Annotated in this window: 12 protein-coding genes and 1 pseudogene; 1 reads left to right on the top strand and 12 read right to left on the bottom strand. The window is 54.0% G+C overall.

Translation table 11 applies throughout. The features are described 5' to 3' along the window. Positions 1-11: 11 nt before the first annotated feature. From deoA to QCD69_RS13560, 8 genes are all read right to left on the bottom strand, one after another. Positions 12-1334 carry a thymidine phosphorylase gene (deoA, locus tag QCD69_RS13595; protein WP_253455443.1) on the bottom strand — a complete coding sequence of 441 codons (1323 nt, stop codon included), beginning with the start codon at positions 1332-1334 and terminating at the stop codon, positions 12-14. A gap of 103 nt (positions 1335-1437) precedes the next feature. After that, positions 1438-2217: a deoxyribose-phosphate aldolase gene (gene deoC, locus QCD69_RS13590; protein ID WP_301252412.1), complete on the bottom strand. Its 780-nt coding sequence runs from the start codon at positions 2215-2217 to the stop codon at positions 1438-1440. A 1388-nt stretch (positions 2218-3605) separates the two neighbouring features. Further along, the gene (locus QCD69_RS13585; protein WP_253455447.1) at positions 3606-4376 is read right to left on the bottom strand and encodes a TatD family hydrolase; all 771 of its coding nucleotides are present in this window, start codon (positions 4374-4376) and stop codon (positions 3606-3608) included. Next, positions 4373-5404, bottom strand: a complete 1032-nt coding sequence (locus tag QCD69_RS13580; RefSeq protein ID WP_253455449.1) for a patatin-like phospholipase family protein — start codon at positions 5402-5404, stop codon at positions 4373-4375. The genes QCD69_RS13585 and QCD69_RS13580 overlap by 4 nt, the downstream gene beginning before the upstream one ends. Before the next feature lie 340 nt (positions 5405-5744). Continuing rightward, positions 5745-5906, bottom strand: a complete 162-nt coding sequence (locus QCD69_RS13575) for a DUF1328 domain-containing protein (protein ID WP_071995405.1) — start codon at positions 5904-5906, stop codon at positions 5745-5747. Between the two features lie 105 nt (positions 5907-6011). Next, on the bottom strand, positions 6012-6626 hold the full coding sequence (gene osmY / locus QCD69_RS13570; protein ID WP_125290474.1) for a molecular chaperone OsmY: 615 nt from the start codon (positions 6624-6626) through the stop codon (positions 6012-6014). Between the two features lie 291 nt (positions 6627-6917). Then, positions 6918-8507, bottom strand: coding sequence for a peptide chain release factor 3 (prfC, locus tag QCD69_RS13565; RefSeq protein ID WP_253455451.1), 1590 nt, complete (start codon positions 8505-8507; stop codon positions 6918-6920). Positions 8508-8787: 280 nt separating this feature from the next. Beyond that, entirely contained in the window at positions 8788-9471 is a 684-nt protein-coding gene (locus tag QCD69_RS13560; protein WP_301252410.1) for a DNA-3-methyladenine glycosylase I, read from the bottom strand. Between the two features lie 199 nt (positions 9472-9670). Here QCD69_RS13560 and yghU point away from each other — a divergent pair, with 199 nt between their 5' ends. After that, positions 9671-10537 carry a glutathione-dependent disulfide-bond oxidoreductase gene (gene yghU / locus QCD69_RS13555; RefSeq protein WP_253455456.1) on the top strand — a complete coding sequence of 289 codons (867 nt, stop codon included), beginning with the start codon at positions 9671-9673 and terminating at the stop codon, positions 10535-10537. A gap of 444 nt (positions 10538-10981) precedes the next feature. Here yghU and QCD69_RS13550 read toward each other — a convergent pair whose 3' ends face one another. The 4 genes and pseudogenes from QCD69_RS13550 to QCD69_RS13535 all read right to left on the bottom strand — a co-directional run bounded on the left by QCD69_RS13550 (position 10982) and on the right by QCD69_RS13535 (position 12390). Next, positions 10982-11269, bottom strand: a complete 288-nt coding sequence (locus QCD69_RS13550) for a HigA family addiction module antitoxin (protein ID WP_253455458.1) — start codon at positions 11267-11269, stop codon at positions 10982-10984. A gap of 367 nt (positions 11270-11636) precedes the next feature. Then, positions 11637-11903: pseudogene (locus tag QCD69_RS22975) on the bottom strand (RHS repeat-associated core domain-containing protein); the annotation flags it as partial. A gap of 89 nt (positions 11904-11992) precedes the next feature. Then, positions 11993-12136, bottom strand: a complete 144-nt coding sequence (locus tag QCD69_RS13540; RefSeq protein WP_301252408.1) for a hypothetical protein — start codon at positions 12134-12136, stop codon at positions 11993-11995. Positions 12137-12198: 62 nt separating this feature from the next. Further along, positions 12199-12390 carry a hypothetical protein gene (locus QCD69_RS13535; RefSeq protein ID WP_301252406.1) on the bottom strand — a complete coding sequence of 64 codons (192 nt, stop codon included), beginning with the start codon at positions 12388-12390 and terminating at the stop codon, positions 12199-12201. Positions 12391-12584 lie beyond the last annotated feature (194 nt).

Here is a 12584-nt window from a genome sequence, read left to right as displayed (position 1 = left end):
CAGTATGCCGTTTATTGCGTCACTCTGCGATAAATAACTGGCGTCGGCTGCGGTGATTTTTCTGCCAGGGTTATCGCCTGTTTCACTGCGGCGGCGGCCTCCTGCCAGCTCGCTTCGCTGGCGGCGTGGATCACCGCCAGCGGCCGCTGGCCGTCCACGCTGTCGCCCAGCTGCGCCATCTCGCTCAGCCCTACGCTGTAGTCGATACTGTCGCTGGCGCGACGACGACCGCCGCCCATCGCCACTACGGCCAGCCCCAGCGCGCGGGTATCCATTGCGCTGACGATGCCGGGCCGGTCGGCATACACCGCTTTGCTGAGCATCGGCGCGGGCAGGTAGCTGTCCAGCCTGTCGATAAAGTCGGTTGGGCCTTTTTGCGCGGCCACCATGCGCGCAAACACTTCCGCCGCGCGGCCGTTATCCAGCACCGCCTGAAGCTTACGCATGGCTTCATCGCGATCGGCCGCCAGCCCGCCTGACAGCAGCATTTCGGCGCTGAGCGCCATCGTCACTTCCAGCAGGCGCGGATTGCGGTATTCGCCGGTCAGGAAGCGCACCGCCTCGCGCACTTCCAGCGCGTTGCCCGCGCTGGAGGCCAGTACCTGATTCATATCGGTCAGCAGCGCGGTAGTTTTGCAGCCTGCACCGTTGGCCACGCCGACAATCGCCTGTGCCAGGCTTTCAGACTGCTCAAAAGTCGGCATAAAAGCGCCTGAACCGACTTTAACGTCCATCACCAGCGCATCCAGCCCTTCGGCGAGCTTTTTCGCCAGGATCGAGGCGGTGATCAGCGGAATGGAATCAACGGTCGCCGTGATATCGCGCGTGGCGTAGAAGCGCTTGTCGGCCGGCGCCAGCGAGTTGGTCTGGCCGATAATTGCCACGCCAACCTCTTTGATAATATTACGGAAGGTGTGATCTTCCGGGAAGATATCGAAGCCGGGGATCGCCTCCAGCTTATCCAGCGTGCCGCCGGTGTGACCAAGGCCGCGCCCGGAGATCATCGGCACATAGCCGCCGCAGGCCGCCACCATCGGGCCAAGCATCAGCGAGGTGACATCGCCCACGCCGCCGGTTGAGTGCTTATCCACTACCGGCCCGTTCAGCCCCAGGCTCTGCCAGTTCAGCACCGAGCCGGAATCGCGCATTGCCATCGTCAGCGCCACGCGCTCCGGCAGCGTCATATCATGGAACCAGATGGTCATCGCCAGCGCGGCAATTTGTCCTTCCGATACCGCATTATCGCGTACACCGTTAATAAAGAAGCGAATTTCTTCCTCGCTCAGCGCCTGACCATCTCTTTTTTTACGAATAATTTCCTGTGGCAGAAACACGTTACCCCCTGGTGAGGTTTGATGGCCCGGCCGTCGCGTCCGGGCTGGGTTGACGGGCGCCCGCTTATTTCGGCAGGCGGGCTGACCCGTTTATGAAGGTGGATTAGTAAGCGGAATCGCTTTTTGCGCCAGCGTGACCGGCCGCGTTCAGCAGGCTGGCCAGCAGGCTGGAGGCGCCGAAGCGGAAATGCCGCGCGTCGGCCCACTCTTCGCCCAGGATATCGTCCGCCAGCTTCAGGTAGATAGCCGCGTCTTCAGCAGTTTTCACGCCGCCCGCCGGCTTAAAGCCAACCTGGTGCTTTACGCCTTTTTCGGCGATAACCCGCAGCATGATTTCCGCCACTTCCGGCGTGGCGTTAACCGCGACTTTGCCGGTAGAGGTTTTAATAAAGTCTGCACCGGCATCGATAGCGATTTCAGACGCTTTACGGATCAGCTCTTCTGTTTTCAGCTCGCCGGTTTCGATAATGACCTTCAGCAGCACGCCCGCGTCGGCGCAGGCTTCTTTGCAGGCGTAAACCATGTCGTAGCCGACTTCTTCGTTACCGGCAATCAGCGCGCGGTAAGGGAAAACTACGTCCACTTCATCAGCGCCGTAGGCGATAGCGGCATGCGTTTCCGCCAGTGCGATTTCGATGTCGTCGTTGCCGTGCGGGAAGTTAGTCACGGTAGCGATACGAATATCCGGCGTGCCCTGCTCGCGCAGCGTTTTACGCGCAATCGGAATAAAACGGGGATAGATGCAGATGGCCGCCGTCTCGCCAACAGGCGTTTTGGCCTGATGACACAGCGCAACCACTTTGGCGTCCGTATCGTCGTCGTTCAGGGTGGTCAAATCCATCAGCTTCAGCGCGCGAACGGCGGCGGTGGTTAAATCAGTCATGGTTTTCTCCGAAAAGGCGGTTGGCGTGGGCGCAGCACAGGGACAATGTTAGGATAGTAACATTCGTTCCGGGCTTCGTCTGTGATAGCTTTCACATTGAGGCCGCTGCTGTTGCCGTAATTGTAGCGCAAACCGGACAGAAATCACACCAGACTGCCGGAATACAGGGTACAGGCCCGCCGATCGGACATCACAAAATGTTATGATAGTAACATTGAGAAACGACGTTATTCACTGGCGGAGAATAACATCAGGCATATTTCTTCAGACGATAATTATGGATGCCCTGCCTGATAAACCTCTCTGCCAGCAGCATGGGATCCACGAATTATGAAATAACTACGTCACAGGTTATGACACTGCGCGCCGCCCGCATCAATGTTAGCATTAATGGTGCTGCTATTTATGGCCCTTTCAATAAATAAGGCCGCTAATCAAAGCGACCTTGAGCGATATGGGCTGATTCATTCAGGCATTTCAATAATTACTGTCCCTACCGGATTTATTTAATCTGTTAAGAAGAAAAACAAAGATATCATCTAAAAGCCGAATGCTGCCCAAAGAAGTTATTATTATCACTGCCCAGCGAGAAAAGCTTTGCGGTAGCGGGCACCAGGCGGACACAATGCCCATCCCACTTAATATGGCTGATGCAAATTGAAACCCCACGATAATAACAATTATATGCCCAATTTTTATTAAGGATTCTTTCTTTACCAGGTACATTGCCCCGGGGAAATGCTCCCCCCTCCGTTTGAGTTTCGGTTAGGTTCCCTCACACATGATTTATAGCTGTTAGCAACATGCCGCCTGTCATACCCGCCGGGCCTTCTTTAACTCCCCCAATTATACCCATTCCTGTGTCTACCAGGCAGTCAACATTAACATCTTTGTAAATATCTACGCCAGCTCCCCGCTGTATAGTTGATTGCCGTGAATTTTTTTTACCTGCACCACCAGCCTCATAATTGCTATGTTCATTACCCCCTGAAATAGCCCTCAAAGTTCAGCACTAATTTCTCGAATAGCCATAATAAAATCCTTTTAACTTCAACCTGAAATATAATTAGTTTCCTTTCACGTCTTAACAAGGCAAAGAAAGTTTTACACCTGATTCAGGAAACCGTCAAGCAGCGAAATTTTCGTCAAAAATAAAGACTAAAGACATTATCAAACAAAGGATTGGGGATTAATTTTGCGCGATATCAGGTGGGATATGGAATACACGATCGGCAATAACTGAATTAATATGATGGCAATCACAATTATTGTGCCGTGAAAGGGTGGCCTGACGTATCACAGCGATAGCAGCCCGGTCTGCCGGGAAAGGTTTCGAAACCGTACATTAGCCAGGATGGACGGTTAATGACCTACTGTACATACCAGCGTCAGATCCGAAACAGTCGGCGGGTATTTTCGCGAAGCGTGTCGGCAATCTCCTGCGGCGATTCATCGCGGATCTCGCACAGGCTCTGCCAGACGTGCTTGATTCTTTCGGGACGGTTTGGCTGGCCCTGAAAACCCTGCACCGGCATATCGGGCGAATCGGTTTCTAACAGCAGCGAGGTCAGCGGCAAACGTGCAATAGCATTGCGGGTTTTGCTGGCCCGCTCGTAGGTGATAGTGCCGCCGACGCCAATGGCAAAGCCTTCGCGGATAAAGGCTAACGCCTGCTGCTCGCTACCGGCAAAGCCGTGCACCACGCCGCGCGCGGGCAAGTCGAGCTTGCGCAGCTGCATCGCCAGCTTGTCGTGCGTGCGCCTTGAATGCAGGATCACCGGTAAATCATAGCGCCTTGCCAACCGCAGCTGCGCCTCCAGCACCGCCTGCTGCTTGTCGAACTGCGGGTTTTCAATATAAAGATCCAGCCCGATCTCGCCGATCGCTATCAGCTTCGACGACCCCTGCCGTAGATAGTCTTCCAGCTGTTGCAGATGCGCTTCCTGATGGCCGGCAATCGCCATCGGATGCGTACCCAGCGCCGCGTATAAAGGCGCATACTTTTCCGCCAACGCCAGCACCCCGGCAAAACGATCCGCCGAAACGCCCACCGCAATGATCTTTTCCACCCCGGCTTCCGCCGCCAGCCGCAGGCTTTCCGCCTCGTTGCCGCAGAAGGGCGGAAAATCAAAGTGACAGTGCGTATCGACAAAAGTCATGCCAGCGATCCTTCAGGAAAATCATCATCATTGCTCGCCGGTGGTACGATCGCCGGTTCATTGGCGGGCGGCACGTCCGGCACCACTGGCGCAGTAGCCTGTGCTTCACCCTGCAACCACTGCCCTATTGTAGCCAAAAAATAACGGCCGCAGCGACGGCCCAGATGATAGTCCTGATTGAGCGAGGCGATGCGGCTGCCCAGCGCCATGCTTGCCAGCGCGCGCGGTGGGAAAATTTCAATGATATTCAGATCGCCAGGCGGCTCGTTAATGAACTGCTGGGTCTGGCGGTAGCTCTCTTCATGCAGGTGCATGATATTAACCAGCGGCTGTAGCGCGCCTTTGTCCAGCCAGCGCTCGACGCGCTTCAGCCACTGCGGCGTATAGGTCATCTGCGACGGCACGGTTCGGATGACGACTATGGTGTCGGCACCGCGCCGCGCCGCTTCGCGTACCGGCACCGCATCGCTGATGCCGCCGTCCAGGTAGCTGATGCCTTCCAGATCGACGCCGGGTCGGTACATGCCGGGAATGGCGCTGGAGGCTTTGATGATGTTCAGCCAGTTCGCTGCGGTGGGGGCAAAGTAGCCGGGCGAATAGTCGTCGCTGCGGCAGGCGCACATGTAAAACTCGCGCCCCCGGGAAAACGCCTCTTCGCCCGCCGTCATCGCCAGCGGAAACTCTTTGGCGGTAATATCCACCAGCCAGTCCAGATCGATCAGATGGCCGCCGCGCACAAAGCGCAGCGGATCGAAGAAAAGTTTGCTGGTGGTATAGCGCGTGATCACCCGCCGGGCATAGCCAGGCTGACCGCAGATAAATGCAGAGAGGTTCTGCGCGCCTGCGGAAGTACCAATCATCAGGTCAAAAGGATTAAAACCAACCCGCTGAAACTCGTCCAGTACGCCTGCGGTAAAAATCCCGCGCTGTCCGCCGCCTTCACAGACCAGAGCGAGCTTGCCCGGATGAAAAGGTGCCAGCGCCAGCGGCGTAATATTGCCGAGCGTAATCGGAATGCGTCTGCCCACCTTTCTCCCTCCCTCTGATAGCTAATGCGGTGAGGATACGCTCACGTAGTGGCGGCGGTTTGGCGCTTATTGCTATGAGTGTTAATGCGGGGAGTGAAAAGCGTGACGAAGTGTAGCGAGAAATGAACGCGGGGCAAAAAGGTAATGAAATGCAGCGTGAAATGAACGCAGGTAAAAAGTGACGAAATGCAGCGTGACATGAACGTGGAAAAAAATGCAGCGTGACATGAACGTGGGAAAAAAATGCAGCGAGAAGTAAACGGGGAAAAGAGAGGAAGTGCAGACGGGCGAGACGTTTCTTCCCACGGCAGCGCTGACGCTGCCGTGGAGAGCGTTAAAGCTATAACTTCTTGCGGCCGGTAAACAGGCTGATCAGGAAGATAATGATACCGACAACGAAGACAATTTTCGCTGCCCATGCTGCCGTACCTGCCAGACCACCGAAACCTAATGCAGCGGCGATCAGTGCGATAACCAGAAAGATAATACCCCAACGAAACATAAGCTTCTCCTTACCCTATATTAAAATCGAACATCATCTGTTATTGATTTCTGCCTGACGACGGCGCCGTCACGGGCTGGCCGTAATAGCCAGCCCGCGCCGGTATTACGATTTCACCGCCAGATCGTTTTTCACGCTCTTGACGCCTTCAATCGCTTTGGCAATGCCTTCAGCACGATCTGACTGTGCCTGGGTTTTTACCGAACCGGAAAGCTGAACCACACCGTTGGTGGTTTCAACTTTCACGTTGCGGGACGGTACGATGTCATCCGCTAACAGTTTAGCTTTAATTTCGCTGGTTGTTGCTGCATCACCGGCATAGCCGCTGACGCTGCTTTTTGCGCTGTCTTTAACGTGTAGTTTATCGCTGACGGATTTTACGCCCTCAATTTTTTTCGCTTCGGAAACGGCCAGTTCAGCCTGATCCTGAGAAGCGACAAAACCACTCAGCGTCACGACGCCTTCATGAGTTTTGACTGAGATATCCGTACTTTTAATAGCGTCGTTATCAACCAGGGCAGCTTTCACCTTGGCGGTCACGCCGCTGTCATCCATGTATCCACCGACTTTTTTCATAGAGCTATCGATTTTAGAACCCGCGCTGTCGGTCGTGGACTGTACTTTTGGCGTAGTGGTGTCTTCTGCCATCGCAGCGCCACTAACCAGTGCAGAACCTACCAGAGCAGCCATCAGAGTTTTAGCAATCTTAGTCTTGTTCATCGATCTCTTCCTTCTTAGGTTGATGCACCCACAACTGTGAGCTTTCAGTCACAAACGGCGTGACTGCAGTAGTCAGGCTTTGTAGCAACCGCGCCACATATTTTGCGTCCTGTTGAAATAAATATAGACGCTGATCTGAATTCTGCTGCCCTTTGTGGTTGATATGGCGGATAAATGGGCAAAAGCGGATTTTTTTAAGATGAGTCTGTAAGGTGGGATCTGAACAACAGCGGGCAAAAAAAAGCGGCGCCGAAGCGCCGCCTGTCAGGGTAACCGTATGTAGGCTGCCTGTTAGTGTTCGCGCGTTTTGCGGAACACCACGTCAGGATAGCGTTCCTGGGTAATATTCAGGTTGACCATGGTCGGCGCGATATAAGTCAGGTTATCGCCGCCGTCCAGCGCCAGGTTTACCTCGTTTTTACGCTGGAACTCGTCGAACTTCTTCGCATCGCTGCATTCCACCCAGCGGGCGGTAGAGACGTTGACCGACTCATAGATCGCTTCGACGTTGTATTCGCTTTTCAGTCGCGCCACCACCACGTCAAACTGCAGCACGCCGACCGCGCCTACAATCAGATCGTTATTGTGCACGGGACGGAACACCTGTACCGCGCCCTCTTCCGACAGCTGCACCAGCCCTTTCAGCAGCTGCTTTTGCTTGAGCGGGTCGCGCAGGCGAATACGACGGAACAGTTCCGGCGCGAAGTTCGGAATACCGGTGAACTTCATGTTCTCGCCCTGGGTAAAGGTATCGCCGATCTGAATGGTGCCGTGGTTATGCAGGCCGATGATATCGCCCGGATACGCCTCTTCAACATGCGAGCGATCGCCCGCCATAAAGGTGAGCGCGTCGGCAATCACCACGTCTTTGCCCAGACGAACCTGACGCAGCTTCATGCCCTTTTCATACTTGCCGGAAACCACGCGCAGGAAGGCCACGCGGTCACGGTGTTTCGGATCCATATTCGCCTGGATCTTAAACACGAAGCCGGTGAATTTCTCGTCTGCGGCGGTAACGGTACGGGTATCGGTGGCGCGCGGCATAGGCGACGGCGCCCACTCCACCAGGCCATCCAGCATATGATCCACGCCGAAGTTGCCCAGCGCGGTACCAAAGAACACCGGCGTCAGCTGGCCGTTCAGGAACGCTTCTTTCTCAAACTCGTGCGACGCGCCCTGGACCAGCTCCAGCTCTTCGCGCAGCTGTGCCGCCAGCTCTTCGCCAATGGCGGCGTCCAGCTCCGGGTTATCCAGCCCTTTCACCACACGGACTTCCTGAATGGTGTGGCCTTTACCGGACTGATAAAGATAGGTTTCGTTTTTATAGAGGTGATAAACGCCCTTGAACAGCTTGCCGCAGCCGATTGGCCAGGTGATCGGCGCGCAGGCAATCTTCAGCTCGCTTTCCACCTCGTCCAGCACTTCCATCGGATCGCGGATATCACGGTCCAGCTTGTTCATAAAGGTCAGGATCGGCGTATCGCGCAGGCGGGTGACTTCCATCAGCTTGCGGGTACGATCCTCAACGCCTTTAGCGGCATCGATAACCATCAGGCAGCAGTCGACCGCCGTCAGCGTGCGGTAGGTATCTTCCGAGAAGTCTTCGTGTCCCGGCGTATCCAGCAGGTTGACCAGGCTGTCGCGATAGGGAAACTGCATCACGGAGGTGGTGATCGAAATACCACGCTGCTTTTCCATCTCCATCCAGTCGGATTTCGCGTGCTGGCTGGAGCCGCGTCCCTTTACCGTACCGGCGGTCTGGATCGCCTGTCCGAACAGCAGCACCTTTTCGGTGATGGTGGTTTTACCGGCATCCGGGTGCGAGATAATGGCAAAAGTGCGGCGACGAGCCACCTCTTGCATAAAAGGTGCATTTGACATGAAAAAACTCTGTTTGGTGCTGTGCCGCCGCTGCGCGGTTTGCGCAGGAAGACACAGGCGATTAATCATCAATGGCCGGCATTTTCGCCGATTCGGACGCTATACACAATCCACAACGGCGAATGCCTGGCGTAAATGGAAGAAAGGCCGCAAAGCGCGGCGTAAAAGTGCGCCCGTCAGCGGAAGCCAGCGGCGCTAAAGGACGAAGTCTCTTTTTACGTCTAGCGGCGATGGCGGCTTACCAGACAATTTTCTCACTCTCCTGATCGGTCCGTACCTTTTATTCTTTTTCAGAGTACGATGTTAACTCGTGCTGGTTAGCACAAGGCAAGCAGGCCTTTTCCCTTGCCGCCTCTACCGCCCTACGGCATTCACAACCTGTCAGATGGTCGTTCACCAGGCCCAGCGCCTGCATTAGCGAATAGGCGGTTACCGGCCCGACCCATGTCCAGCCGCGCTTTTTTAACGCTTTTGACATCTTTGTCGCTTCCGGCGACGTTTTGGTTTGCTGCCAGTACGCCAGATCGATAATTTCCGGTCGGGCATCAGGCCCGGGCGCAAACTGCCAGAACCACTCCGCCAACGATCCCGCCTCGTTAAGCAGCTCAATAGCCCGCTGCGCGTTGTTAATAGTGGAAAGAATTTTCGCCCGATTGCGCACAATGCTTTTATCCGCCATCAGCCTGGCGACGTCGTCTTCCGTGAACGTCGCCACCTGATGAAAATCGAAGTCGGCAAAGGCCCGACGAAAATTTTCCCGTTTGTTATAGATGAGCTGCCACGACATCCCCGAGTGAAAGCCTTCAAGGCAGACTTTTTCAAAAAGACGACGATCGTCCACAACCGGCCTGCCCCATTCATTATCGTGATAGTCCGGCATTGACGGTTGCCAGTAACAGCACACGCGACCATCCTCGGACAGCGTCAGCCCCGCCTGTTTTAATGCGGCTTTGTCGTGCTTCATTCTCTCTCCTTACGGAAGTATCTGAATTACCGTAGCGATCGCTCTTTCCAGATAAACGTCTGCGCGGTAGCGGTGCTATACCTGACATCAGCTGTAACAACCGCTTTTGGTGCAGTGCGGCAATCGACGCTATTTTTAGACCATTAACAGCGAGAAGTCAGTCCCGCTACGCCATCCAACCGTGAAAAGGGAAAATTTTATGAGCAGCAACGATTATCAGCCGGCTAAAGTCTGGTCGGAGAACAAAAACGCAGGCGGCACCTGGGGCAGCATTAACCGCCCGACCGCCGGTTCGCGCCACGAAGCTATTCTGCCAATCGGCAAACACCCTTTGCAGCTCTATTCTATGGGTACGCCTAACGGCCAGAAGGTTACTATCCTGCTGGAAGAGCTGCTGGCGCTGAACGTTAACGATGCCGAATACGATGCGCATCTGATCCGCATTGGCGACAGCGATCAGTTCTCTTCCGGCTTTGTAGAAGTGAACCCGAACTCTAAAATCCCGGCGCTGCTGGATGTCTCTACCACGCCACCGACCCGCGTGTTTGAATCCGGCGCCATCCTGCTTTATCTGGCAGAGAAATATGGCCACTTTTTACCAAAAGATCCGGCAGGCCGTACCGAAACGCTGAACTGGCTGTTCTGGCTACAGGGCTCTGCACCTTACCTGGGCGGTGGCTTTGGTCATTTTTATAACTACGCGCCGGTAAAAATCGAATACGCCATCGACCGCTTTACCATGGAAGCCAAACGTCAGCTCGATCTGCTGGATCGCCAGCTGGCGGAGAACCGCTATATTGCGGGTGAAAATTACACCATCGCTGATATCGCCATCTGGCCATGGTATGGCGCGCTGGTTCGGGGCGATCTGTACAACGCAGCCGAGTTCCTGGATGTAGGATCGTATAAGAACCTGCAACGCTGGGCCGATGAAATTGCACAGCGCCCTGCCGTTCAGCGTGGCCGCATCGTCAACCGCACCTGGGGCGAGCCAGCCGAACAGCTGCACGAGCGCCACGATGCCTCTGATTTTGAATTGCGTACCGAAGACAAGCTGGCGAAGTAACAGGCCAGGCCCGTAGCGCGCAGATTATTACAGCGCTACGGGTCGCTTTGCAGCCAATGACCAGTCAGCGCGTTATTTTAATATGCAAGCATCTTTTCGTGGCTATAATTTAGCAGTTAGCAACCTGAAAAATATTTTTACTAATTGATCTTATCAGGAACGCTATAAGGTATACGGCGCAAATACACTTAAATATTAACCTGCTAAAAATAATAAAAAATACAATAAATAATAAAGATAAACCAGCTATAACGGAGCAGTCACTTAGCAATCAGCCCTGTAATTACCCCTTAACCACCCTTTAATTACCCTTTAATTACCCTTTAATTACCCTTTAATTACCCTTTAATTACACCTTTAATTACCCTTTAATTACCCTTTAATTATACCTTTAATTACCCCTTAAATCCCCCGGCTTTATTCAATTATTAAAATTCGGCAATCCTAATGACACTGCACGGGTTTTATCAGGGGCTTAATATAGGGCCGGCGCTGCTGAGACGCTATCAGCAAATCATATCCAGCCTGCATCGCTAACCACATAACGGGGCTGGTTCCCAACGCGACCTCCAGCCGCAGCGCCATATCGGCGTTAATACCTGACCGCCCGCTTAGCAGGCTGGAAAGCGTCTCGCAGGTGATATCCAGCGCGGCGGCGGCTTCAGAAACCGTTATCTCGCCCAGATATTCCCGCAGGATAATCCCCGGATGAACGGCTGTGATTACTTTCATATTGTTCCCTCAATGCTTGCTATTCCTGAGGGCTATATTACTGCCGCTGCATTAAATAAAAATAGTTGATACTCTTTCTTGCGAGACGGCTCGCAAATTAAATAAGCAGGCGCCGATAGATGGTGGCTGCGCCTGAACAGTAGAAGCGGGAGATTGCTCGGGTCAGGCGGCAGGCGCTGTTGGCTCAGATGAGCTAATTCGCAAGCCCATAATTGTTGGCAGCCGCCATTGTGCGTTGTATCGTAAATATATTTTTCTGCACACTTATAATGACATCTTTAATATGAACAAATGTCTGTTTATAATGCTTATGCATTAGTACAAGCTGAATGTCATGAGTTATACCGTCACCTTCACGAACACTACAACCCTTCCACCTAAACGGATCTACAAATGTTATAGGATCCGTCACATAGGCATGAGTATTAATCCCGCCAGCCAAACCTATTGGGTCGGGCTGGGTAAATCGTCCGCTGACCGGGTCATAATATCGGAAAAGACTGTAGTACAGCCCGCTTTCACGATCCAGGTACTGTCCCTGGAATCTGAGGTTCCGCTGTACCGCCTGGAAGCCGGTCACGCTTTCGCGCTCCGTTTCGCCCCAGGTGGAGAAACGTCCGCGCCACACTACTTCACAGTGTATCAGTCATATGTTAGGAGATGTCTTCAACAGCCTTGCGCACTTTATCAGGCCAAGGCCGTCATAGCGCCAGTACGCGCCCTTCAGCTTTTCAACAGATTGTGCCAGATGATATCGCCCGGTTCATCGGTCTGGTTACCCGCCGCATCCCACATGAAGTGCCCTTCCTTAAAAGACCGCACCCCGTGCGTCACCTGGCTGCTGGTCCTGTCACTTTCGCTGCTCACTGCTGCTGTCCGTCACTAGCTGACGCATCACCTTATTGGGACGATCTGAGCAGTAATGGCGCTCACACAACTACGATGTTGCGCCCGCTGAAGCCATTAAGCCACATCACAATGCGTCCCGTCAGGTCGTAGTGCGTTTCCTGATGCAGCACGCTCTGGCTTCGGCCGGTCTCAGGATTCACACCAGCGATTTCCTGAAGTTTGCCGTTGTGCTTCAGGTTCATCTGTAGCATATGCCCGGTGCCATAACGCATGCAGCTCAGCTCGCACCCGTCCGTACGGCATTATGATCGAGTCCATGTTGCTCCGCACGTCATACTGATGCGCGATGAGGCCGTCGTCGTTTTACTTCGTAAGCAGGTACACAAAGCATGGCTGGCGAAGCTCACTGAGCTTACCCAGCAATAGTGGACACGCGACTAAGTGAGTAAACTCTCAAGCAAGAGGT

This window comes from Erwinia sp. PsM31, from assembly GCF_030433775.1.
GTDB lineage: Bacteria > Pseudomonadota > Gammaproteobacteria > Enterobacterales > Enterobacteriaceae > Erwinia > Erwinia aeris.
The sequence above is the reverse complement of the archived record's forward strand: the minus strand, read 5'-3'. Positions and strand labels throughout refer to the sequence as shown.